The following is a 24,689-nucleotide window of genomic DNA, read 5'->3' as shown; positions in this document are numbered from 1 at the left end:
AACGAGCTCGGCGCCTGCGGATGCGAGGCGTGCATCGCGAGCTCGAACGTCGGCGTGACGCCGTGCCCGGGCTGCGGCGACGACCGAGCGCGTCAGCCCGCGTACGACGCGCGGCCTTCGACCGCTTGTCCTTCGCGGTCCAGTCGCAGCCACTCCGCGCAGCGCTGGCCGCGGTGGTTGCGGTAGCCGATCACGAGGCAGTCGACGCCGACGTAGACCTCCTCGAGCTCGAAGCGCAGCTGCGGCGCGCTCGCGAGCGCCTTCCACCAGTACGCGCGCAGCGCGTCCTTGCCGCGCACCGTGCCGCTCGGATCGCCCATCACCGCGGCGATGCGCGGCGACGCGAACACGCAGTCGTCGGCCCAGTGCGCGAGGATGCGCTCGATGTCGTGCGCATTCCACGCGTCGATCCACTCGTCCACGAACGACCGTGCTCGCTCCGTCCCCAGCATGCGGGCGTTGTAGCTTGCGGGACGTCGCTCCGCGCGTACGAGACCTACGCATGCGCATCGTGTCGAGCCCCGAGGAGGCGGTCGCTCCCATCGAGAGCGGACAACGCGTCTATCTCCACGAGGCCGCGATGGCGCCGGTCTCGCTCCTCACCGCGATGACGGAGCGCGCTCGCGCGCTGCGCGACGTCGAGGTCGTGCACCTGCACACGAACGCGCCCGCGCCCTACGTCGCGCCGGACATGGCGGGGCACGTGCGGCACAACGCGCTCTTCGTCGGCGCGAACGTGCGCGAGGCGGTGCAGTCGGGGCGCGCCGACTTCACGCCGGTGTTCCTCTCGGAGGTGCCCTCGCTCTTCCGCGACGGCACGCTGCCGCTCGACGTCGCGATGGTGCAGGTCTCGCCGCCGAACCGTCACGGCTTCTGCCGCCTCGGCGTGTCGGTCGCGTGCGCGCGCGCCGCGGTCGATCACGCGCGGATCGTGATCGCGGAGATCAACGATCGAGTCCCGCGCACCGACGGGAACTCCGCGGTGCACGTCGATCGCATCGCGCTCGCGGTGCACGTCGATCGCCCGCTGCCCGAGCACCACGACGAGCCGCCGGGCGCGGTGGAGCGCGCGATCGGCGCGCTGGTCTCGGCGCAGATCCCCGACGGCGCGACGCTGCAGATGGGGATCGGATCGATCCCCGACGCCGTGCTCGACGCGCTCCACTCGCGCAGCGATCTCGGGATCCACACCGAGATGTTCAGCGACGGAGTGCTGCGCCTCGTGAAGAGCGGCGCGGTGACCGGCGCGTGCAAGACGCGCTTCAAGAACCGCGTCGTCACGTCGTTCGCGATGGGCTCGCGCGAGCTCTACGAGCACTGCGATCACAACGCGTCGATCGAGTTCCACCCGAGCGACGTGGTGAACGACGCGGTGGAGATCGCGTCGCAGCACGCGATGATGGCGATCAATTCCGCGATCGCGATCGATCTCACCGGGCAGGTGTGCGCCGACTCGATCGGGGATCGCATCTGGAGCGGCATCGGCGGGCAGATGGACTTCGTGCGCGGCGCCGTGCAGAGCCCGGGCGGCAAGGCGTTCATCGCGCTGCCCTCGACCGCGAAGAACGGGACGCTCTCGCGCATCGTGCCGCGGCTGTCGCCGGGCTCGGGCGTGGTGACGACGCGCGGTCACGTGCAGTGGGTCGTCACCGAGCACGGTGCCGTGAACCTGCGGGGTCGCTCGCTGCGCGAGCGCGCGGAGATGCTGATCTCGATCGCGCACCCCGACTTCCGCGCCGAGCTGCGCGCGGCCGCGGTCGAGCGGAAGCTCTTGGTCTGACCCGAAATCGCCCCGAGCCGCCCCCTCGCACGTGAATCGTGCGGGCGCCCTGTTCCATGCGCGCGCGATTTGTTGTAATGCGCAAGCATTCTTCGGGCGGGGCTCTTTTCTTGGGGTGATCATGCACGTGGTCTCGAGGGTCGCAGGGCTGCTCGCGGTCGGCTTCGGGGTGCTCGCGAGCACGGTGGCGGGTTGTGCGGACGGAGGGAGCGGGCGCGCGCCCGACTCGGGTCCAGGCGGCGGCGGCATCGACTCCGGCGGGGGCAACGGGGAAGTCGACGCGGGTCGCGACGACGAGCCCGACGCGTGGAGCGGCGACGCGGGCGAGCTGCTGCCCCAGCGATGCAACCCCGACTACGCGTTCTTCGAGGACGAGTTCGGCCGTCAGGCGTACTGCATCTACGTCGCGACCACGGGAAGCGACGAGACCGGCGAGGGCACCGCCGACGCGCCCTACGCGACCATCTCGCACGGCATCGAGGTCGCGGTCGCGCGCGGCGCGGCGACCGGTCGCGTGCACGCGGTCGCGGTGTCGAAGGGCACGTATCGCGAGCGCGTCGTGATCGAGAACGGCACGTCGGTGTACGGCCAGTTCGACGCCGAGGATCGCTGGTCGCGCGACGACGCGAACGAGACGATCATCGAGAGCGCGACCGTCGAGAACGATCGCATCGAGGGCGTGGTCGCGGAGGGCGTGAGCGCGCCGACGGTGTTCGAGGGCTTCACGATCGTCGCCGGCCCGGCGCCCGCGGAGTCGCGCAACGTCGACGTGTACGGCGTGCGCGTCGCGGACAGCACGCCGGTGCTGCCCGAGCTCGGCGGCCTCGTGCTGCGCGAGCTGCGCGTCGAGGCGGGCGCGGGATCGCCCGGTGACGACGGGATCGCGGGCACGGACGGAGAGGACGGCGTGCAGGGCGCGCGCGGCACCGACGGCACGAAGGCGAACGGCAACTCGCAGCCCGGCGGGCCCGGCGCGGTGTCGGTCTGCGCGGGGATCACGCTCGATCGCACCCGCGGCGGCGACGGCGGATCGGGCGGTGGCGACGACCTCGCGGGCTGCGGCACCGGTCCCGACGACGCGCGGAGCGGGGGCTCGCCGCCATCGCTGACGAGCTGCGGCGGCGGGACCGCGGGCGACTCGTGCAGCTGCGCGGTGCCCGTCGATCACGACGGCGATCCCGGTGGCCCCGGGAACGCGTGTGCGACCGAGGCCGCGGTGAACGGCGACCCGGCGAGCGCGCCGACGGTGCGCGGCTCGGTGGTCGACGGCCTGTGGGCCCCTCGCGCCGGCTTCGCGGGCAACGACGGCGAGGCCGGCTTCGGCGGATCGGGCGGCGGCGGCGGTGGATCGGGCTGCGACGCGGGCGGCTACGGGCGCACCGGCGGCGGCGGTGGCGGCGGTGGATCGGGCGGCTGCGGCGGGCTCGGCGGCGGTGGTGGTCGCGCGGGCGGCAGCTCGTTCGCGCTCTTCGTGAGCGGCTCGGGGATCGCGGTGCCGGGATGCTCGTTCACGAGCGGCGACGGCGCGGCGGGCGGCGGCGGTGCGGCGGGTGGTCTGGGCGGTGATGCGGGCGCGGGCGGCGAGCCCGGCGCGGGCGGGTACGCGGGCGGCGTGGGCGGCGCGGGCCAGCCCGGCGGCATCGGCGGCTCGGGCGCGGGTGGGCCCGGCGGATCGAGCATCGCGGCGCTGCTCTGCGAGAGCGACGTGGACGGCCTCGATCTCGGCGCGCTCGAAGAAGGCGCAGCGGGCGCGGCGGGCGCGGCGCCGGCGCGAGGGGTCGCGGGCATCGCGGGCGTCGCGGCGCGCGTGGTCGACGGCTGCGAGCTCTGATGCGGGAAGGCGAGAGCCGACCGCGTGGTCGGCTCTCGTGCCGCGCTGCGTCACCTTGCCGACATCCCGGGCCGCCCGCTACGTTCGCGCCCCATGCAGCTCGAGCTCACCGAAGAACAGAAGATGGTCCAGCAGATGGCGCGCGACTTCGCGACTCGCGAGGTCGAGCCCAAGGCCCGAGAGCTCGACAAGGACGGGCGCTGGCCCACCGAGCTCGTCGCGCGCATGGCCGAGCTCGGGCTGATGGGCGTCGCGATCCCCGAGCAGTACGGCGGAGCGGGCTTCGACAACGTCTGCTACGCGCTCGCGATCGAGGAGATCTCGCGTGCCTGCGCGAGCACCGGCGTGATCATGTCGGTGAACAACTCGCTCGTCTGCGACCCGCTCTACAAGTTCGGCAGCGAGGCGCAGAAGAAGGAGTTCCTCGCGCCCCTCGCGAGCGGAAAGCTGCTCGGCTGCTTCGGCCTCACCGAGCCCGCGAGCGGCAGCGACGCGTCGCACATGGAGACCGTCGCGGAGGACAAGGGCGATCACTGGATCGTCAACGGCGCGAAGAACTGGATCACCAACGGCCCCCACGCCGACGTGATCCTGCTCTTCGCCGCGCACGACCGCTCGCTCGGCGCCAAGGGCACGGTCTCGCTGATCATCCCGAAGGGCACGCCGGGCTTCACGCTGAACCCGCGCGATCACAAGCTCGGCATCCACGCCGCGCACTCGTGCACCGTGTTCTTCGAGAACGTGAAGGTGCCGAAGGCGCAGATGCTCGGCGAGCCCGGCATGGGCTTCAAGATCGCGATGTCGACGCTCGACGGGGGCCGCATCGGCATCGCGTCGCAGGCGCTCGGCATCGCGCGCGCCGCGTTCGAGAAGGCGGTCGAGTACAGCAAGGTGCGCAAGGCCTTCGGCGAGCCGATCGCGAACAAGCAGGCCATCCAGTTCATGATCGCCGACATGGCGACCGAGCTCGACGCGGCGCGGCTGCTCACCCACCGCGCGGCGTGGATGAAGGACCAGGGCGCGCGTCACTCGCAGCAGTCGGCGATGGCGAAGCTCTTCGCGTCCGAGGCGTCGACCCGGATCGCGCACAAGGCCATCCAGATCCATGGCGGGTACGGCTACTCGACCGAGTACGATGTCGAGCGTCACTACCGCGATGCGCGCATCACCGAGATCTACGAGGGCACGAGCGAGATCCAGCGGATCGTGATCGCGGCCAACGCGCTGAAGGCGTGAAGCAGGGCCCCGGGGCCGGCCATCGAGGCCCCGCGTCCCTCGTCCAGTGACGCAAGAAAGGGAGCGGGCGGATGGATCGAACCGGGTGGGCGGCAGTGGTGCTGATCGCGGCTGCGGTCGCGGGCTGTGGCGGATCGTCGGAGAGCACGGAGACGGCGGCGCGCGGTGACGCGACGGCCGGCGCCGAGCGACCCGCCGAGCGCGACGACGGCAGCCAGATCACGGGCCTTCTCGGTACGATCCGCCCCGACCAGGTCGACAACGCGCTGCAGCCGCGCATGGACGCGTTCATGCGGTGCCTCGCGCCGCGCCTGAGCGAGGTCGAGTTCCTCGGCGGCGACGTGCGCCTCTCGTTCCGCATCCACACCGACGGCACCGTCGCGTGGGTGTTCCCGAGCCAGACGACGATCGGCGATCGCCAGGCCGAGCGCTGCGTGCTCGACGTGGCGCGTCGCGCGCGCTTCCCGCGCCCGCACGGCGGCGAGGCCGAGTTCACGTGGGGCTTCGCGTTCGATCCGCCCGAGGACGTGCGTCCCCCGACGAGCTGGGAGGCGACCCACATCGGTCCGGCGCTGCTGAGCGGCGCGCCCGATCTCGCGACGCGCTGCGGCGTGAGCGGCGTGCGCGTGACGGCGTACGTCGCGCCGGGCGGGCGCGTGCTCGCGGCGGGCGCGAGCGCGCCGGACGCGCAGGCGCTGGAGTCGGTGGACTGCGTGGTCGACGCGGTGCGCGGGCTGACGATGCCCGACCCCGGCTCGTACGCGGCGAAGGTGACGTTCCTGGTGCAGTGACCGAGTCAAGCGCGCCGCGGTCACGAATGATCGCGGCGCGCGCTCGGGCGATGTCCCACTCTGCCGCGCCGGCCCCACTGAGGTCGGGCAGAGGCTGACGACATGGCTCGAGCGATCTGGGGGACGCTGCTGTTCGTGCTGATGGGGGCATCGACGGCGCGCGCGGACGAGCGCGTGGTGTTGGTGCGGCTGCCAGCCGAGCGCGGCGCGGAGATGACGTCGGCGTTGCGGCTCGAGCTCGCGGGGCGCGCGGCGATGATCGAAGGCGCGCCGCTCGAGGGCGAAGATCCGACGGTCACCGCGATGCGCGACGAGGCGCGCGCGGCGGGCGCGACGCACGTGGTGTGGGTCGTGTTCCCGAGCCGCGTGCTCGCGCCGGCGGAGGTGCGGGTGCTCGACGTGGCGCGCGCGGCACCGGCGCACGCGATGACCGCACAGGCGTGGGACGTGGTGGATGCGCGCGTGGTCGCGGTGCTCGCGGCGAGCTTGGTGGAGGCCGCGCACGAAGAGCCGGTGATCGTGGTGCCGGCGACGGTCGTCGACCCCGAGCCCGTCACGCCGCCGCCTGTGGCTGCCGCGGTCGAAGAGCCCGCGCCCCAGCTCGACGAGCCCGAGCTCGGTGCGTCGCGTCGTCCGGCGACGTTCGCGTTCTCGATTGCAGGGTTGGGGCTGGCGCATCGATTCGATGGCGAAGATCCGCGGCTCGTCATGGGCCAGATCGCGTTCTACGGGCGCGTCTCGGAGTGGGCCGCGATCGGTCTCCGCTTCCGCGGCGGGATGGGCTGGTCGAGCATCGAAGGCGCGGTGTTCCAGGGGACGTTCGGCGTCCCGTCGATCGCGGTGTCGTTCCGCATCCCGCTCGGTTCGGTCGCGGCGTTGGAGATGGGGATGCACGCCGAGGGCGGGCTCTACGTGCAAGCGGTCGAGGCTCCGACGGAGGAGCTCGTCGCGTTCGGCATCGGCGCGGGCGCGTTCCTCACGCTCGAGCTCGGCCGACACAACGCGCTGATGTTCGACTACTCGATCGATGCGTACGGGTTCGATCGTTCGCGGCCGTCGATGCAGGGCGCATTGACGCTCTCGTACCAGTACCGGTGGGACTGACGTGTGGCCCTTCCGGCGGGCGCGCGAGGACGCGCGCGAGAGCGTCGACGAGCAGGTGCTGCGCGATCTGCTCGCGGACGCGCGCCGCTGGATCGCGCGGTACGCCGGGCCGCGCGCCGATCTCGACGACCTCGTGCAGGAGTCGATGATCGAGCTGGTCGTCGCGCTCGAGCGGTTCCGCGGCGACTCGAGCGTGCGCACGTACGCGCATCGCATCGTGCTGCGCACCACGGCGCGCGAGCTCGCGAAGCGCCGCACGACGCGGGCGCACATCGAGCTCGTCGGCGAGATCGAGCGCGAGGGGCAGGGCGGCGATCCCGAGCGTGCGCTCTCGGATCGACGCACGATGGCGCGCTTCTACGAGGCGCTCTCCGCGCTCAGCGAGAAGCGACGCAACGCGTTCGTGCTCTGCGCGATCGAGAAGCTCGCGCACGACGAGGCCGCGGCGATCGAGGGCGTGAGCGTGGAGACGCTGCGTGCGCGCCTGAAGCACGCACGCGCGGATCTCGAGCGCGCGCTCGCGGGCGATCCCTTGCTCGGCTCGTACGTCGCGGGAGGTGAGCGATGAAGATTGGGATCGATCGGCTCGCCGACGCCGCGTCGCGACGCGCGGTACCGCCCGCGCGCGACGCCGAAGCCGTGATCCGCGAGGCGTTGATCGTCGGGCGCGCACGATCGCGCGCGGCGGCGCGCCGTCGTCGCGCGATGATCGCGAGCGGCGTCGTGATCGCCGTCGCCGCGGCGGCCGTGCTGGCGTGGGCGCCGCGCGCGCCCGAGGTCGTGGTCGCGCCGGAGGGCGTGATGGAGCTCGCGCTCGGTGCGCATCGCATCGACGCGACCGCGGGCACGCGCATCGCGTCGTCGCGCCCGGAGCCCCAGCGCGCGGTGTGGCGCCTGGGCGAGGGCGCGGCGCTCTTCGACGTGGCGCCGCTCGGGGTCGGCGGCGCGTTCGAGGTGCGCACGCCGCACGCGACGGTGCACGTGCGCGGCACCGTGTTCGCGGTGAGCGTCGAGGCGCGCGGCACGCGCGTCGAGGTGTTCGAAGGACGCGTCGAGGTGCACGACGCGCACGGCACGCGCGCGCTGGCCGCGGGCGAGTCGTACGCGACGAGCGCGCAGGTGCGCGTGCCCGAGGTGCTCGCGTCGCGGGGCGCGCTCGCCGCGCAGCGCAGGCTCGAAGCGGACGCGCGCGAGCAGCACGAGGACGTCGATCGGGTCGCGACGCCGCGCGACGACACGCCGGTGCATGCCCCGAGCGAGGAAGCGCCGGCGGTGCGTCGTGCTCGGGCCGAGCCCGCGATCGATCTCGCGCACGTCCGCGCGCTCTGCGATCGGGGCGAGTTCGAGGCTGCGCTCTCCGCGATCGCCTCGGCGCGCCCTCCGCGCGCCGAGCGCGGCGACTGGGCGATGCTCGAGGGCGACGCCCATCGCGCGCTCGGGCACACCGTCGATGCCGCGGGCGCGTACGAGCGCGCCGCCTCGAGCCTGACGCCGACGCGCGCCGCGCTCGCGGGCTTCCTCGCGGCGGCGCAGCGCGAGCGCGCGGGGGATCTCGACGCTGCGCTCGCGGTGCTCGATCGCACCCACGCCGCGGAGCGCGGCTCGCCGCTCGAGGAGCGCGCGCTCGCGATGCGTGCCTCGCTGCTGGCGCGGCTCGGGCGCGACGAGGACGCCGCGATCACCGCGCGCGCCTATCTCGCGGGCTTCCCCGGCGGTGAAGCGCGCGCGCGCATGGAGGCGCTGCTCGCCGAGTGACCCGTGACGAACTCCACGCACCGTCGCCGGGAGCCCGTGGTAGTGCTCGCGCATCATGGAGTTCCAGCTCGAAGAGACGCAGCGCCTGGTGCAGGAGACCGCCCGTGAGTACGCGACGCGCGCGATCGCGCCGCGCGCCCGCGAGATCGATCGCGACGCGCACATCCCGCGCGCGGTGCTCGCCGGTCTCGCCGACATCGGTCTGCTCGGCGTGAACGTGCCCGAGGCGCTCGGCGGCGCGGGCGCGGGCGTCGTCGCGTACTCGCTCGCGATGACCGAGGTCGCGAAGGCGTGCGCGTCGACGGCGGTGACGATGGCCGTGAGCAACATGGTCGCCGAGGTGATCGCGACGTTCGGCACCGACGCGCAGCGCACGACGTACGTGCCGCGCCTCTGCGACGGAACGCTGGTCGCGGGATCGTTCGCGCTCTCGGAGCCCGAGGCGGGCAGCGATCCCGGCGCGATGCGCACGACCGCGCGTCGCGATGGCGACGAGTGGGTGCTCGACGGATCGAAGCAGTGGATCACGAGCGGCGACTTCGCGGGCGTGTTCGTGGTGTGGGCGCGCACCGGCGGCCCGGGCACCAAGGGCATCAGCGCGTTCCTCGTCGAGAAGGACACGCCGGGGCTCTCGGTCGGTCACCACGAGGACAAGATGGGCCTGCGCGGATCGAGCACGACCGCGCTGCACTTCGATCGCTGCCGCATCCCCGCGAGCGCGCTGCTCGGCCAGGAGAACGGCGGCTTCAAGATCGCGATGATGGCGCTCGACGGCGGGCGCATCGGCATCGCGTCGCAGGCGCTCGGCATCGGCGAGGCCGCGCTCGAGAAGGGCATCGCGTACGCGAAGGAGCGCAAGGCGTTCGGCGCGCCCATCGCGGACAAGCAGGCGATCCAGTGGATGATCGCGGACGCGCGCACCGACCTCGACGCAGCGCGCCTGCTCACGCTGCGCGCCGCGTGGCTCAAGGAGAAGGGCGACGTGTTCTCGCAGCAGGCCGCGATGGCGAAGCTGTGGTCGAGCGAGGCCGCGTGGCGCGTCTGCGATCGCGCGCTGCAGATCCACGGCGGCTACGGCTACGTGAAGGAGTACGACGTCGAGCGTCACTATCGCGACGTCCGCGTCACCCGCATCTACGAGGGCACGAGCGAGGTGCAGCGCATCGTGATCTCGCGCGGCGCGATCGGCTGACGCTCGAGATCGTTGGAGGTCCAACGATCGGGGCCTCCGAGATCGTTGGAGCTCCAACGATGTGATGCGCCGCGTGTCGCCGATGTAGGTGCGGCGAGATGGTTGGAGCTCCAACGGCATCGTTGTATGGGCGGTGCGCGTGGGCTATCGTCTCCGCCGTGCGATGGCCGTCCCGCATCGCGTGCGCTGCCTCGGCGGCGCTCGTCGTCCTCGCGACCACGCTCGCTGCCGGCGGTGACGCCGGCGCGCAGGAGCGCGATCCACTCGCCAGCGATGGCGCGGCTCGAGACGATGGTCGCATCGCGCGCGCCGGAGACGTCTCGCGTCGCGTGCGTCGCGAGGAGCGCCCCCGCGCGGCCGCGCTGCCCGTCGAGGGGAGCGTCTCGGTGGGGCGCCACAACACCGGACGTCTGCTCGGGGGTCGCGAGATCGTCGAGTCCGAGCACGTGCGGCTCAAGCATCCGAACGGGGATCAGCACCACGGGACCGACGAGCTCGTGACGCTGCTCGAGCGCTCCGCGGCCACGGTCGCGTCGCAGTTCCCCGGCTCGCGTCTCACCGTCGGGGATCTCTCGCGTCGTCGCGGCGGTCGCTTCCGCCCGCATCGCTCGCACCGCAGCGGTCGCGACGTCGACGTCGGCTTCTACGTCGTCGACACCTCGGGGCAGCTCGTCTATCACGATCGCTTCGTCGACTTCCGCCCGGACGGCACGACGCGCGCGAACCCCGACTGGCGCTTCGACGACGCGCGGAACTGGGCGCTCGTGGCCGCGATGGTCGGCCAGGACGACGCGCCGGTGCAGTACATGTTCGTCGCGCGCTGGCTCAAGCAGCGCCTGCTCGACCACGCCGCGAGCATCGGCGCGCCGCAGGAGCTCATCGATCGCGCGGCCGCGATCCTCGATCAACCGAGCCGCGGCGGGCGCCACGAGGATCACTTCCACGTGCGCATCTACTGCCCCGCGAGCGATCGACCGCGCTGCGTCGACGACGCGCCGTGGCACGCGTGGGTCGCGCGTCCGAGCGCCGAGGAGCTCGCGCAGATGCGCGCCGCGGACTCGTCGCGTCGCGCCGAGCGAGCACGTACACGTCGTCGCGCGGACCGCGAAGAAGCGCGTCGTCGCGAGCGCCGCCGTGCGCGTCGCGCCGCGGCTGCTGCCGCGAGCGAGATGCAAGAGATCCCCGGCGGCTGAGTTTCCCGGGGGAGGCTGCGCGCCTCCCCTCTCGACCCCTCGAGCTGCGCGTGGGTCCCCACCCACTTGCTCGCCATGCACGGCCAGCCCCGTCGAATCGCCGGCCTCTCGCTGGAGATCCCGGCGCGACCCCGTGCTAGGGTCTCGCGCGCCTGGTTTTCGGGCCCGGAGAGAGGTTGTCGACCAACGTGAGTCCGAGGGAGAACGGCGCGCCGCCGCAGGATCGCGACGTGATCGTGGTGGGCGCGGGACCCGCGGGGCTGACCGCCGCGCTGCTGCTCGCCGAGAAGGGCTGGCACCCGATCGTGCTCGAGGCCGACCCTCGCTACGTCGGCGGCATCTCGCGGACCGTCGAGTACAAGGGCTATCACTTCGACATCGGCGGGCACCGCTTCTTCTCGAAGGCGCGCGAGGTCGAGGACTTCTGGTCGCGCGTGCTGCCCGACGACATGCTCCTGCGGCCGCGCAAGTCGCGCATCTACTACCGCGGCACGTTCTACTCGTACCCGCTCAAGCCGGTCGAAGCGCTGATGAAGCTCGGCCTGGTCGAGAGCACGGCGTGCATGCTCTCGTTCGCGCACGCGCGGCTGCGTCCGATCCACGATCCGCAGAACGTCGAGGACTGGGTCCGCAATCAGTTCGGGCGTCGGCTCTACGAGATCTTCTTCAAGCACTACACCGAGAAGGTGTGGGGCATGAGCTGCCGCGACATCAAAGCGGACTGGGCCGCTCAGCGCATCAAGAGCCTCTCGCTCGGCACCGCGGTGATCGAGGCGATCAAGTCGAGCCTGCCCGCGAGCAAGCCGACCGGTCGCGATCAGGTGCACACCACGCTGATCGACGAGTTCCGCTATCCGCGCAAGGGCCCGGGGCAGCTCTGGGAGGAGTGCGCGCGCAAGGTGCAGGCGCAGGGCGGCGACGTGCGCATGGGCGCGCGCGTCGTCTCGATGCGCCGCGACGGTGCGCGCTGGATCGTCACCTACGATCAGGACGGCACGCGCCACGAGGTGAGCGCGCCGAACGTGATCTCGAGCGCGGCGATCAAGGACGTGGTGGCGTCGCTCGATCCCGCGCCGCAGCCCGCGCTGCGCGAGGCCGCGGGCTCGCTCAAGTACCGCGACTTCCTCACCGTCGCGCTGATGATCAAGGAGCGCGACGCGTTCGACGACAACTGGATCTACATCCAGGAGCGCGACGTGCAGGTCGGGCGCATCCAGAACTTCAAGAGCTGGTCGCCCGAGATGGTGCCCGACGCGAGCACCGCGTGTTACGGCCTCGAGTACTTCTGCTTCGAGGGCGACGGGCTCTGGACCTCGAAGGACGAGGATCTGATCGCGCTCGCGAAGAAGGAGCTCGAGCACCTCGGGCTCGGCAAGGCGGCGGACGTGTTCGACGGATGCGTCGTGCGTCAGCCCAAGGCCTATCCCGTCTACGACGAGGCGTACGCGCGGCACGTCGAGACCGTGCGCGACGTGGTCGAGCGCGAGCATCCCGGGCTGCACCTCGTGGGTCGCAACGGGATGCACCGCTACAACAACCAGGACCACTCGATGATGACGGCGATGCTGACCGTCGAGAACATCGTGTCGGGGAGCAAGCGCTTCGATCCGTGGCGCGTGAACCAGGACGCGAAGTACATCGAGGCGGGCACGCACGGCGAAGAGCAGCTCATCGAGGGCGGCGGCCGCTCGGTGCCGCGCGCGACCGCGCGCTGACGAGCCGTGACGCCCGCTCCGGCGGGTGGTAATCACGGGCCGCTCGATGTCTCTCGCGCCTCACGAGCGCAACCGCGCGCTCCTCGCCGCCTTCGCGGGCGCTGCGCTCGTGCTCTTCGGAGCGTCGCTCGGGGACGCGTTCGCGCGGCACGGGTGGACGGCGTCCTGGTACGTCGAGCACGACGGCGCGCGCCTCGAGATGGCGCGCTCCACCGAGCATCGCGTCGTCTTCCCGAACGAGCAGCGCGCGCTCGCGCGCTACATCCAGCGCTGGGACTACGCGCGCTTCGGCATGCCCTCGTCGCTGCCGCAGATCGACGCGACGCTCCGCGCGCGCCTCCACGTGCCCGCGGGCGGTCGCGTGCTCGCGGTGCGCTCGCCCGACACGACGCGCATCGAGGTCGACGGACACGCGTACGCGGAGGGCGCGCGTGTGCCCGAAGGATGGCATCGCGTCGACGTCGAGTGGCAGGCGCGGGTGCGACCGCAGAACGCGCTCGAGCTGCAGTGGGGCACCTCGCCCGCGACGCTCGAGGCGGTGCCGCGCGATGCGCTCGTGCCGCTCGAGGGATCGTGGCCACCGCTCCGCGTGTGGCTCTGGGTGCTCTCGGCAATCGCGGCGCTGCTCGTGGGAGGGCAGTGCGCGCGCATCGCGACGTCGGTGGGCACGGTGCGCGCGCAGCGCATCGGCGTGCTCGCGACCGCGGGAATCCTGGCACTGGGTGTCGGTTTTCGGCTCTTCGACTACGACGTGATGCCGGACTTCCGCGAGAACGACGACGAGCGTTTCGCGATCTGGAACGGCTACTCGCTGCTCGAAGACGGAACGACGCGCGGGCTCACGTTGTGGTGGCAGGACTATCTCGCGGCGGGGCAGGGCGAGATCGAGCGGCCCCAGTACTTCGAGCGCAACTACCACGTCGTCACGCCCTACTTCGAGCACCCGCCGCTGCTGCACGTGCTCGTCGGTGCCGCGGGGCATCTCGGTGGTGCGCGCGATCACCTCGAGGTGCCGCTCGCGCACGCGCGGCTCGTCCCGATCCTGCTCTCCGCGATCACGATCCTGCTCATCGTCGCGCTCGGTCGTCGCCTCGAGCCGCGCGGGCCGGCGCCCTGGCTCGGCGCGCTGCTCTGGGCCGCGCTGCCGTGGATCGCGATGCAGACGCGCGTCGTGAAGGAAGAGGCGCTCGTCACCCCGCTCGGCATCGGGATGGCGCTCGCATTCGTGATCTGGCGCGAGCGGCGGCAGACGAAGTGGCTCGTGCTCGCGGCGGTGCTCGCCGGGCTCGCGCCGCTCGCGAAGGTCACCGGCATCGCGTTCGTGCTCGCGCTGCTGATCCTCGTCGCGAGCGAGGGTCGTCCGCGCGACTTCGGGATCACGCTGCTCGCGTCGCTGCTCACGACGAGCCTGCTCTTCGTGTTCGGCGCGGCGGTCGACTGGGACGCGTTCCTCTTCACGCAGCGCCTCCAGGGCGGGCGCCCGGTCCACTGGAACATCTTCCTGCGCTTCTTCGACAGCCCGCTGATCAACCACAGCGTGATCGGGCGCGGATGGCTGCTCTTCCTGTGGCTCGCGACGATGGCGGGGCTCGCGAAGCGCGGTCGTCGCGACGTCGCGGTGATCGCGGTGCCGCTCATCTGTTATCTCGCGGCGATCGCGCTCGGCAGCGGCACCTGGACGTTCGGCTGGTACGTGACGCCGCTGCTGCCCTTCCTCTGCGTCGCGGCGGGGCGCTTCCTCGCGGACCTGTGGCGCGCGCCCGATCTCTGGCGCGGCGCGCTCTTCGTGTTCGTGCTGGTGTTCTATTCGCTCAACTTCGTGCTCGACCCCGAGATGGCGAAGGAAGCGGCGAATTGGACCGACATCCGCCGCGTGATCACCGCGGTGCTCGCGCTCTCGCTCGCGCCCTTTGCGCTGGTGCAGGCGTTCGGGACGAGCGCGATCGGCCCGCTCGTGCGGAGCTGGGCGCGCAGTGCGATGGCGCTCGGGCTCGCGGTGGTGGTCGTGCTCGGCGGGCTCTTCGTGGTCCGCTACGAGACGAACGCGGTCACCTATCGCGACTTCGATCGCGACCGCTACTTCGATCGATGAACGTTCGCGGTCACGGGCGGAGCGCGCGCGCATCAGTAGAGTGTCTCCTGGTGGAGGTCTCACCATGCGCGTCGTCGATCCGTTCTCGCGGCGTGGGGCTCTGACGGTCGCCATCCTCCTGAGCCTGGCGGGCTGTACTGATCCAGGCACACGCAGCGACGTCGACGGCGGCGACCCGCGCCCGCGCGTGGATGCGGGCTGCCACGAGGGCTCACCCGACGACGACGCCGATCGCGACGGTTGGACCGAGGCGATGGGCGACTGCGACGACTGCTTGCCCCGGGTCAATCCAGGCGCGTTCGACGATCCGGGCAACGCGGTCGACGAGGACTGCCGCGACGGAGTCGCCACCACCGCCGAGGCCTGCGACGTGGGCCTCGCGCTCGCGTCGGAGGATGCGAGCGACGGCGCGCGTGCGGTCGGGCTCTGCCACTTCACGACCGAGACCACGCGCGAGTGGGGCGTGCTCTCCGCGCGCTGGACCCGCGCCGACGGCACCGGGACGCCGCTCGATCCGCGGCAGCACGGGCTGATGCCGCAGTTCGGTGTGCTCACGGCGCGCGGCGGCGGGACGATGCTCGCGCTCTCGTCGGGGGCGGCGCGCGCGCCGAGTCAGCCGGGGTTCACCTCGGGGTGCGACGAGTACGGGCTCGATCAGGGCGGCGCGTGGCCCGCGGGCCTCGAGCGCACGTCGCCCGCGTGCCCCGGCGTGACCGGGGGCGACGTCTACGATCCGATCGCGCTCGAGGTGCGGCTGCGCGTTCCGACGAACGCAGCGGGCCTGCAGTTCGAGTCCAACTTCTTCACGTACGAGTACCCGTATTACATCTGCTCCGAGTACAACGACTTCTTCGTCGTGCTGATGGAGCCGCGCCCCGGGGGCTCGCGCGACGGCAACATCGTCTTCGACGCCGCGGGCAACAAGGTCAGCGTCAACAGCACGCTGCTGCGCGCATGCACGCCGGGCACGCACGGAGGACGCACCTTCGCGTGCGACCTCGGCACCGAGTCGCTCGCCGACACGAGCTACGACGACTCCGCGGACTGCGGGCAGAACCCCGACCTGCCGGTGCCGCCGCGCGGACCGATCGGCGCGTCGACGGGGTGGCTGCGCACCCAGGTGCAGGTCGAGGGTGGATCGATCATCACGCTGCGCTTCGCCATCTGGGACGCGGGCGATCCCGATCTCGACTCGCTCACGTTGATCGACTCGTTCACGTGGCTCGTCGAAGATCCCGGTGAGGCGTCGACCGATCCCGTTCTGTTCTGATCGGTCTCTCACGGGACGGGCCTCGGGGGGCTTGCACGCACGAGTAGAGTCTCGTGCGGGGTGGAGGGCTTCACCATGCGCCAGTTGTCTTGCAGTGGGGTTCTGACGGTCGCGATGCTCGTGACCGCAGCGGGTTGCACCGACCGCGATCCAGGCACGCGTCCTCCGCGCGGAGACAGCGACGGTGGCGTCGTCCTCCCGCCCGGCGTCGACGGGGGTGACCCGCGCCCGCGCGTCGATGCGGGCTGCTACGAGGGCACGCGCGACGACGACGTCGACGGCGACGGTTGGACCGAGGCGATGGGCGATTGCTACGACTGCTCGCCGCAGATCAACCCGGGCGCGTTCGACGATCCCGGCAACTCGGTCGACGAGGACTGCCGCGACGGAGTCGCGACCACCGCCGAGGCGTGCGACGTCGGGCTCGCGCTCGCGTCCGACGATCCGAGCGACGGCGCGCGCGCGGTCGGCCTCTGCCGCTTCACCACGGAGACGACGCGCGAGTGGGGCGTGCTCTCGGCGCGCTGGACCCGCGCCGACGGCAGCGGCGCTCCCGCCGACCCCGATCAGCACGCGATGATGCCGCAGTTCGGCGCGCTCTCGGCCCGCGGCGGCGGGACGATGCTCGGGCTCTCGTCGGGCGCGGCGCGCGCGCCCGGTCAGCCGGGCTTCACGACGGGCTGCGACGTCTACACCGACGAGCCGCAGGGCGCGTGGCCCGCGGGGCTCGATCGACGGTCGCCGGCGTGCCCCGGCGTCGTGGCCGGCGACGTCTACGATCCGATCGCGCTCGAGGTGCGGGTGCGGGTTCCGTCGAACGCGGCGGGCCTGCAGTTCGAGTCCAACTTCTTCACGTACGAGTACCCGGACTTCATCTGCTCCGAGTACAACGACTTCTTCGTCGTGCTGATGGAGCCGCGCCCCGAGGGCTCGAGCGACGGCAACATCGTGTTCGACACCGCGGGCAACAAGGTCAGCGTCAACAACTCGCTGCTCCGCGCGTGCTCGCCGGGGAACTTCGGTGGACGCAACTTCGCGTGCGACCTCGGCACCGGACCGCTCGCGAGCACGAGCTACGACGACAGCGCGGAGTGCGGGGTTCAGCCGCCGTTCCTTGGGATCCCGGGGAACGCCGGCCCGGTCGGCGCGTCGACGGGCTGGCTGCGCACGCAGGTGCCGGTCGAGGGCGGATCGATCATCACGCTGCGCTTCGCCATCTGGGACGCGGGCGATCCCGATCTCGACTCGCTCACGCTGATCGACTCGTTCACCTGGCTCGTCGAAGATCCGGGTGAGGTCTCGACCGATCCGATCCTGTTCTGATCCACGTCGCACGACGGTGCCCGCGATGCGGAACGCGACGTCGATCGCGTCGCGCGCGGGCACCGTGCTCTCGTGCCACCCACGCGACGTGCACCGCGCGCGTAGGTCAGCGCGAAATCGCGTCGAAGCAGAGCCAGCGACGATTCGGGTCCTCGGCGTCGATCTCGATGCGCAGCGCGTGGGTGCCGCCACGGGTCTCGACGTCCTGCTGCACCCACTCGCGGCCGTTCGGGATCACGAGGCGCGCGCGCTCGGCGTCGTCGATCACGACGCTCATCTCGAGCGGCGCGCCGAAGCCTCCGGCGTGCGTCTCGTCGCTGATCCCCGCGCCGACGCGCAGCGCGCCGCGCAGCGGTGCCTCGGGCCACTCGATCACGAGCGTCCCGCTGGGCGGCGGATGCGCGGTGATGCAGCCGCGGAACCAGCCGTCGACGATCTGCGACGTGCGTCGGATCGAGACGTGCGGCGCCGACGCGCACTGCCATCCGTCGTCGTCGGGCGGGTGGTCGGTGCAGAGCTCGGTGCGCCCGTCGTCGTGGCGGATCGAGACACGCGCGTGCTCGAGATCGTACGCGAAGTGATGGCCCGACGCGGCGCGGAGCATCGCGAGCGCGATCGCGAGGAAGGGCAGGGCGATCACGATGCGATGCGCGTTGTCGCGGACGCGCAGCGGCACGCGATCCCAGATGCGATCCCGCAGCGCGATCACGCGCGCGCGATGTCGCCCGGGGACGCGCGGCCACGCGGCGTAGAGCGCGATCGCGAGCACGCCGATCAGCGTGAGCAGGATGCCCATCGCGGTCGGGAAGAAGAGCGCGCCGTAGCGGAGCTCCACCCGTGACGCGCCCTCCGGCACCTCGACGCGCATGAGCCGCAGGCGCGCGCTGCCGGGCACCGGCTCGGGCGTGATCGTCAGCTCGCGACCGTTGGCGTAGGCGCGCCATCCGGGCGCGAACGCGCGCCGCACGATCACCTCGCGCGCCGTGTGTCCGGTCGAAGCGATGCGCGGATCGAACACCACGCGCTCGCGCTCGAGGTTCGTCACGTCCGCGCGCGCACCGGTGCTCGCATCGACCACCACCGCACCGGTCCAGCCCTCGAGCTCGAACACGCGCTGGTCGCCGAAGCGCTGCACCTCGTGCGCGGCGCGCCGCAGCTCGCCGGGCAGCGAGGTCGCGACGACGTAGCGCACGTTGATCGCACGCAGCGCGTCGGGATCGAGGGTGTCGGGCGTGTTGCGGAACGCTTCGCCGACGAGCACGCCGTGGACGAGCCCGGGATGCCCCGAGAACGCCGGCGCCGCTTGCGGGAGGTGCGTGCTCTGATCGAAGTGGAGCACGCGGAAGAAGGGCGACGAGGGTTGCGCGCGCAACCATGCCCACGTCGCGCGGCGATCCTCCCAGTCGGGCAGCGTGCTGGTGTACGTCGCCTCTCGCGTGATCAGCACGCGCGCGAGCGTCTCGGGGGCGTCGGCGAGGAAGGGCGCGCACAGTGCGATCGTGAGCGCGAGGCTGACGCGACCGCGCCACGTCGACCACGTGCGCGACAGCATCGGCGTGACGCGCGCGACGAGGTCGTGCACCACGCATCCCGCGAGCGCGAAGAGCAGCGGCTTCGCGATCATCATCATGCGGGGGAACACGATGCGTCCGAGCGGCGGCAGCCATCGCACCATATCGAGCTGCAGGAGCCAGGCCGGGGTCGCGATCAACATCGCGATCAGCGCGCCCACCGCGAGCACGCGGCGATGCCCGCGCGTGAGCACGCCCATCAGCAGCCCGAGCCCGGTCAGCGGACCGACCCAGGGCCCGCCGTTCAAGATGCCGGTGCCGTCGAGGAAGCGCGCGCCGATGTCGGGCGCGCTGCGATAGAGCTGCCCGTGATCGTCCATCCACGCGGTGTGCGCGAACATCGGCAGCATCCACCAGCACGCGACGAGCCCCGCGACGATGAACACCGACGTCAACCGCGCGACGTCGCGCCGGAGGTGCGGCTGCTCGACCGCGCGCGAGACGAGCAGCGCGGGCCCGATCGCGCCGAGCGCGAGCAAGCTCGCCTGGTGCGAGAAGAGCGCGATGCCGAGCAGCGCCATCGCGCGAGCGCCCTGGGCGCGCCGGCCTCCGTCGAGGAACGCGAGCAGATCCGCGAGACCGAGGAAGAACACGCTCATCGCGAGCGCCATCGGCCACACGCCGAAGAGCACGTCGTAGAACCAGCCGCCCTCGCTGTGGTCGCCCCAGTCGGCGAGCATCAGGAGGCCCGCCGCGACCGCGCCGATCCGGCCCGCGCCCGCGACGCGCGCGAGCCGGTAGACCGAGAGCGAGACGAGGGCGCGGAAGCCGACGAACGCGAGCGCGTACGTCTGGTGCCACTCGAGGTGCGGCGTGAAGAGCCGGAACAGGAGGATCCAGATCGTCCCGGTCGGCGTGTAGAGCGTGTGCTGCGGGACGCCCGCCTCGACGCGATCGGTCCAGCCGCGCAGCCACGGGAGCAGCTCGTCCCAGACGAGCGCGGCCTTCCCGAAGTGCGAGCCGTGATCCCAGCTGATCGGCGGGGACAGATCCGCCGAGAGGCCGGGCCAGAGCTGCGCGATCGCGACGGCGATCAGCGTGAGCGGCGCGAGGAGCGCCAGGAGGCGCGCGGCGGACGGCGCCCGCATCGCGCTACCGCGCGCGCTCGAGGCGCAGCTTCCACACCATCGTGATCGCTTCCATGAAGATGCGGCTCGACATCTTCGACTGGCCGTTCTTGCGATCGACGAAGTGGATCGGGACCTCCACCACCGCGAAGCCTCGCTGGATCGCGCGGTAGGTCAGCTCGATCTGGAACGAGTAGCCCTCGCTGCGCACCGCGCCGAGATCGATCGCGCGCAGCACGTCGGCGCGGAACGCCTTGTAGCCGCTGGTGAGATCGCGGATCGGCAGGCCGAGGATCGTGCGGCTGTAGAGCGAGCCGCCCTTGCTGAGGAAGTGGCGCCCGAAGCCCCAGCCCGTCACGCCGCCGCCCGGTACGTTGCGCGAGCCGATCACCACGTCCGCGCCGCGCTCGAACGCCTTCAGGAACTGCGGCAGGTGCATCGGATCGTGCGAGAGATCCGCGTCCATCTCGAGGAAGAGCTCGTAGCCCTCCGCGAGCCCGCGCTGGAACGCCTGCACGTACGCGGTGCCGATGCCGAGCTTGCCCGGGCGGTGCATCACCTTCACGCGCGGGTCGCTCGCGGCGAGGCGATCCGCGACGTCGCCGGTGCCGTCGGGCGATGCGTCGTCGACGATCAACACGTGGGCCTCGGGCACCCAGCGGAGCACGCCTTCGACGAAGCGCTCGAGGTTGTCGCGCTCGTTGTAGGTGGGCGTGACGATCAGGGTGCGCGGGGTGGCCATGTGGTGTGATGCAGCCGGGAAGAAAGGCGGCGGACGATAGCACGGGGCCGCGTGCGTGCTCGGCGCGGAACGCGGAGGCAGCGTGCTATACACGGGGCTCCCCCGAGGCCCCTGTCGTACGTGAAGAGCTCGACGGAACGCGACGTCGTCGCCGCAGGCGAAGGACGCATTGCGACGAACCGGTTCCCGCCGATCGCAGGGCACGTCTCGATCGGTCTCGTGACCGCGGTGGTGATGGTGATCGCCGACGTGGTGCAGTCGTCGCTGCGCGACGTCGCACCTCGTGTGACGCCGGGACAGCTCGCGGTCGCGGGGCTGCACCTCGCCGCGCTCTACGGGCTCGTGGGCGTGGTCGCGGGCGCGGGCATCGGGATCGTCGCGCGATGGCTGCGGCGTTCGCGGGTGACGTCGGCGGCGCTCGCGCGCGCGTCGTCGATCGCGTTCTGGACGCGGGGTGATCCTCCGCTCTTCGCGAGCGGTGTGGCGAACGGGATCGCCGCCGCGCTGATCTTCGGGCTCGTCGCGTGGGGGCACGTCGACTTCAGCACGCGCTTCCATCGCGCCGATCTGGCCGGGTACGCGCTCGGCGCGGTGGTGTTGGTCGCGGTCGTCGTGGTGCTCGCGGTGCGCGCGGCGCTCGCGTCGGGAGTGCGCGCCATCGCGTTCCGCATGGGCCGGCTCGCGTCGCTCGGCGCGCTGGTGGCGGTGCTCCTCGCGGGCGTGATCGCGGCGGTCGTGATCGGGCTGGTGCGCCACCCCGAGATCCTGCTCGCGTACGACGCGCGCACCCTCGCGTGGCCCGCGGGCACCGCCCTCGCGTGGCTCGTCGTCGCGTTGCTCCTCGTGCGCCCGCTGCGCCGCGCGCGTCCGGCGCGGGTGCGCGCGCTCGCGGCGTTCGCGTCGGCGCTCGTGATGGTCGGCCTGGTGACCAGCGCCGCGACGTTCGGCGACTCCAACCGCGTGCGCAGCGTGGTCGAGCAGCGCAGCGTCGTCGGTCGTCGGCTGGTGCGCATGCTCCAGGCGACCAGCGATCGGGATGGTGATCGCTACGCGTGGGCGTTCGGTGGCGGCGACTGCGACGACGGAGATCCGCGCGTCCATCCGGGCGCGATCGACGTCGAGGGCGACGGGATCGACTCCGACTGCTTCGCGGGTGATGGCGCGCCGCGCATCGTCGAGCGCGGTCGCGGGCAGTTCGGCGACGTGCCGTCCTCGCTCGTGCGACCGAACTTCCTCGTGGTGACGATCGACGCGCTGCGCCGTGATCACCTCGGCGCGTACGGCTATCCGCGGCCGACGTCGCCGCACATCGACGCGTTCGCGCGCGAGGCGATCGACTTCCGCGAGGTCGTGCCCCAGTCGTCGCGCTCGCTGCGATCGATCCCGGCGATGTGGACCGGGAACTACGCGTCCGAGATCGCGTTCGGGCCCGAGTACCTCTGGCCCTCGCTGCTGCCCGAGAACGTCACCGCGCCCGAGCTGCTGCGTGACCACGGCGGGTACGCGACCTCGGTGATCATGGCGACGGAGTACTTCCGCCGCATGGACGACTTCTTCCAGGGCTTCGACCAGGTCACGCAGTTCGAGATTGCCGATCCCCCGCGCGAGCGCGCGGTGAACCAGGCGCTGCCCGAGCTGCGCCGCCTCGCGTCGGGCACCCAGCCGTGGCTCTTCTGGGTCCACCTCTACAACTGCCACGTGCCGTACCTGCAGGACGGAGTGCCGTCGCGGTACGGGCACGAGCAGGTCGATCTCTACGACACCGAGATCGGCTTCGCGGACGAGCAATTCCAGCGGCTGCTCGATGCGCTCGACGAGCTCGGGCTGCGCGATCGCACCGTCGTCGTGCTCGCGTCCGATCACGGCGAGGGCTTCGGCGAGCACGGGACGTTCGGGCACTCGACGACGCTCTACGAAGAAGAGATGCGCTCGGTGCTGATGATGCGCATCCCGGGAGTCGCGCCGCGTCGGGTGGAGCACGTCGTCGGGCTGCTCGACGTCGCGCCGACGATCCTCAACCTCGCGCAGGTCCAGCCCACCGAGGACCTCTCCGGGATCAGCCTCGTGCCCTTCGCGACCGGCGCGCGCGAGCCCGATCCCGAGCGACCGGTGTTCGCGGAGCTGCTCCCCGACGGGCTCACGCCGTACGACGTGAAGGTGATGCGTCGCGGCGTGCACAAGCTGATGTGGTGGGTGCGCGACGGGACGTTCCAGTACTTCCACCTCGAGGCCGATCCCGACGAGCACCACGATCTCTCGGACGCGCGCCGCGAGGAGGCCGAGGCGATGCTCGGCTCGCTGCGCGCGTGGGTCGCGAGCTCGAGCCGCGCCGAGAACCGCAGCGAGACGTTCGTCGCGCAGAACCGGCTGCGCGCGGTGCCGGCGGGGATCTCGCATCCGACCGACATCCGCTACCCGGGCATGTTCACGCTCGCGGGGTTCGATCTCCCGCGGACGCGCTTCACGACCGGCGACGACATCCCGCTGACGTTCTACTACCGCGTCGACGCGCAGATCTCGCGCGACCTCTTCTTCCTCGTCGACATCGAGGCGCCGCCCGGCGTGCGGCTGCCCGCGCATTTCCACGCGTGGCACTGGCCGCTGCACTCGCGCTATCCGACGACGCGCTGGGAGCCCGGCGAGGTGGTGCGCGATCCGACGCCGATCGTGATCCCCGAGGGCGTGCCCACCCCGGTGCGGCTCGGGCTGTACCTGCGGGTGCGCGACGGCGGCGAGCTGCTCGAGGCGACGCACGACGGTCGTCAGGAGGTGCGGGTGCACCTCGCCGACATCGAGGTCGAGCCCTCGCCGCCCTCGGTTGCGACGCCGCGCTGAGTCCTGGGCCGGCGGGCGAGCCGATCTTCAGAGTCTTGGAGCGATCACTCGAACGAGAGCTCGGCGAGCCCTGCGCCGGTGCGGTGATGGCTCACGACGACGAAGCGGATGCGATCGACGTCGTCGATCCCGACCGCGTGCTCGACGGGCTCGGGCGCCGTGGAGAAGGCGAGCTCGCCCTCGATGGTGCGCACGATCTCGCCGCCCGAGTGGATCTCGACGCGGTACTGACGCGTCGCGCGATCGTGGTGCGGCGGGTTGTGGGTGTTGAGGAGCCGGATCCGCTCGATGCGGCGACCGGGCGCGATGCGCACGTCGAGCCAGCCCTCGGCGCGATCGGGGAGGAGCCAGAACGTGTCGGGACGTCCGTCGAGCGCAGCGTCGGCCCCGTACGCGGGCGCATCGGCCCACGTCCCCGAGACCTCGGCGGTCACGCCCTCGGGCGTGTGCAGCGCGAAGCGCAGGACCACGAGCAGTGCGACGATCGCGAGGATGGTGCCCGCGATGCGCGCGCCGCGCGCGAACTGGATCTCGCGGCGCTCCATGCCCGCGCTGCCGAGCGCGCGATCGATCACGCGTCGCGCGTCGCTGGCGCGCTGGTAGAGCTCGGCCTGCGCGGGGCTGATCTCGGCGTCGAGCTCGGGCAGCGTCGCGCTGCGCGCCGCGGCGACGGAGGTCTCGAGCGCGCTCGCGCGGGCGGGCACGATGCCGACGATGCGCAGCGACTGCGCGAGCGTGCGCGGCGTCGGGGCGACCTGCTCGGCCTCGATGGGCGCGGTCTCCTCGACGGCGGCCTCGGTGAGCGCCTCGGGCTCGGGCGCCGCGGGCGCGACCTCGGGGTCGAGCGCGCGCGCCGTCGTCTCGGCCGCCTCGACCGTGCTCTCGAGCGCGGCGATCACGAGCCGAAGCCCCTCGGCGGCGTGACCGCTCGCCCAGAGCGCCTCGGCCGCGTCGGCGCGCTGCCGTCCCACCGACCGTGCGCGCGCGATGGCGCTGCGCGTCGTGGCGTCGATGCGGGCCTGCAGCGCGAGCGCGCCGCGCGCGGTGAAGGGCTCCGAGAGGGAGTCGAGAAGGCTCACGCGCGGCATGTGTACCGGCCTGCCCGCGGCTGGGCAAGGACGCTCGCTCGACGCGTTTGTCGTGCCTCGATCGAACGTCTATCGTTCGCGCCGCCGATGGTCGCCTCCGCTCC

General features: G+C 72.1%; 18 protein-coding genes. 14 read left to right on the top strand and 4 right to left on the bottom strand.

The window, feature by feature from the left end; genetic code table 11:
• Positions 1 to 92: 92 nt before the first annotated feature.
• Positions 93 to 422 carry a nuclear transport factor 2 family protein gene (locus I5071_RS16570; RefSeq protein ID WP_236606432.1) on the bottom strand — a complete coding sequence of 110 codons (330 nt, stop codon included), beginning with the start codon at positions 420 to 422 and terminating at the stop codon, positions 93 to 95.
• A gap of 80 nt (positions 423 to 502) precedes the next feature.
• Between I5071_RS16570 and I5071_RS16565 the strand changes: the two genes are divergently transcribed.
• From I5071_RS16565 to I5071_RS16505, 13 genes are all read left to right on the top strand, one after another.
• Complete coding sequence (locus tag I5071_RS16565; protein WP_236606431.1) at positions 503 to 1,780, top strand: acetyl-CoA hydrolase/transferase family protein; 1,278 nt, start codon at positions 503 to 505, stop codon at positions 1,778 to 1,780.
• Between the two features lie 127 nt (positions 1,781 to 1,907).
• Positions 1,908 to 3,611, top strand: coding sequence for a hypothetical protein (locus tag I5071_RS16560; protein WP_236607750.1), 1,704 nt, complete (start codon positions 1,908 to 1,910; stop codon positions 3,609 to 3,611).
• Between the two features lie 93 nt (positions 3,612 to 3,704).
• Positions 3,705 to 4,847: an acyl-CoA dehydrogenase gene (locus I5071_RS16555; RefSeq protein ID WP_236606430.1), complete on the top strand. Its 1,143-nt coding sequence runs from the start codon at positions 3,705 to 3,707 to the stop codon at positions 4,845 to 4,847.
• Between the two features lie 71 nt (positions 4,848 to 4,918).
• The gene (locus tag I5071_RS16550; protein WP_236606429.1) at positions 4,919 to 5,638 is read left to right on the top strand and encodes an AgmX/PglI C-terminal domain-containing protein; all 720 of its coding nucleotides are present in this window, start codon (positions 4,919 to 4,921) and stop codon (positions 5,636 to 5,638) included.
• 102 nt (positions 5,639 to 5,740) lie between these two features.
• Entirely contained in the window at positions 5,741 to 6,742 is a 1,002-nt protein-coding gene (locus I5071_RS16545; RefSeq protein ID WP_236606428.1) for a hypothetical protein, read from the top strand.
• Position 6,743: 1 nt separating this feature from the next.
• Positions 6,744 to 7,310: an RNA polymerase sigma factor gene (locus I5071_RS16540; RefSeq protein WP_236606427.1), complete on the top strand. Its 567-nt coding sequence runs from the start codon at positions 6,744 to 6,746 to the stop codon at positions 7,308 to 7,310.
• A complete protein-coding gene (locus tag I5071_RS16535; RefSeq protein ID WP_236606426.1) occupies positions 7,307 to 8,497 on the top strand; it encodes a FecR family protein in 1,191 nt (396 codons plus the stop codon). The genes I5071_RS16540 and I5071_RS16535 overlap by 4 nt, the downstream gene beginning before the upstream one ends.
• Positions 8,498 to 8,552: 55 nt before the next feature.
• Positions 8,553 to 9,689 (top strand): acyl-CoA dehydrogenase family protein, encoded by a 1,137-nt coding sequence (locus I5071_RS16530; protein WP_236606425.1) that lies wholly within the window; start codon positions 8,553 to 8,555, stop codon positions 9,687 to 9,689.
• 158 nt (positions 9,690 to 9,847) lie between these two features.
• Positions 9,848 to 10,882 carry a penicillin-insensitive murein endopeptidase gene (locus I5071_RS16525; protein WP_236606424.1) on the top strand — a complete coding sequence of 345 codons (1,035 nt, stop codon included), beginning with the start codon at positions 9,848 to 9,850 and terminating at the stop codon, positions 10,880 to 10,882.
• Positions 10,883 to 11,070: 188 nt separating this feature from the next.
• Positions 11,071 to 12,597, top strand: a complete 1,527-nt coding sequence (locus tag I5071_RS16520; protein ID WP_236606423.1) for an NAD(P)/FAD-dependent oxidoreductase — start codon at positions 11,071 to 11,073, stop codon at positions 12,595 to 12,597.
• 46 nt (positions 12,598 to 12,643) lie between these two features.
• Positions 12,644 to 14,689 carry an ArnT family glycosyltransferase gene (locus I5071_RS16515; protein ID WP_236606422.1) on the top strand — a complete coding sequence of 682 codons (2,046 nt, stop codon included), beginning with the start codon at positions 12,644 to 12,646 and terminating at the stop codon, positions 14,687 to 14,689.
• Between the two features lie 64 nt (positions 14,690 to 14,753).
• Positions 14,754 to 15,959, top strand: coding sequence for a choice-of-anchor L domain-containing protein (locus I5071_RS16510; RefSeq protein WP_236606421.1), 1,206 nt, complete (start codon positions 14,754 to 14,756; stop codon positions 15,957 to 15,959).
• A gap of 75 nt (positions 15,960 to 16,034) precedes the next feature.
• Positions 16,035 to 17,282 carry a choice-of-anchor L domain-containing protein gene (locus I5071_RS16505; RefSeq protein ID WP_236606420.1) on the top strand — a complete coding sequence of 416 codons (1,248 nt, stop codon included), beginning with the start codon at positions 16,035 to 16,037 and terminating at the stop codon, positions 17,280 to 17,282.
• A gap of 106 nt (positions 17,283 to 17,388) precedes the next feature.
• Here the strand turns inward: I5071_RS16505 and I5071_RS16500 are convergent, their stop codons facing one another.
• Together I5071_RS16500 and I5071_RS16495 are read right to left on the bottom strand one after the other, a co-directional pair.
• Positions 17,389 to 19,941 (bottom strand): 6-pyruvoyl-tetrahydropterin synthase-related protein, encoded by a 2,553-nt coding sequence (locus I5071_RS16500; RefSeq protein WP_236606419.1) that lies wholly within the window; start codon positions 19,939 to 19,941, stop codon positions 17,389 to 17,391.
• Between the two features lie 4 nt (positions 19,942 to 19,945).
• Entirely contained in the window at positions 19,946 to 20,662 is a 717-nt protein-coding gene (locus tag I5071_RS16495; protein WP_236606418.1) for a polyprenol monophosphomannose synthase, read from the bottom strand.
• Positions 20,663 to 20,782: 120 nt separating this feature from the next.
• Between I5071_RS16495 and I5071_RS16490 the strand changes: the two genes are divergently transcribed.
• Positions 20,783 to 23,497 (top strand): sulfatase-like hydrolase/transferase, encoded by a 2,715-nt coding sequence (locus tag I5071_RS16490; RefSeq protein ID WP_236606417.1) that lies wholly within the window; start codon positions 20,783 to 20,785, stop codon positions 23,495 to 23,497.
• A gap of 44 nt (positions 23,498 to 23,541) precedes the next feature.
• On the opposite strand, the gene I5071_RS16485 is transcribed toward I5071_RS16490, so the two are convergent.
• Positions 23,542 to 24,576 (bottom strand): hypothetical protein, encoded by a 1,035-nt coding sequence (locus I5071_RS16485; protein WP_236606416.1) that lies wholly within the window; start codon positions 24,574 to 24,576, stop codon positions 23,542 to 23,544.
• Positions 24,577 to 24,689 lie beyond the last annotated feature (113 nt).

Source organism: Sandaracinus amylolyticus, assembly GCF_021631985.1.
Taxonomy (GTDB): domain Bacteria; phylum Myxococcota_A; class Polyangia; order Polyangiales; family Sandaracinaceae; genus Sandaracinus; species Sandaracinus amylolyticus_A.
Note: the sequence above shows the minus strand (reverse complement) of the source record. Positions and strands in the feature narration are given on the sequence as shown.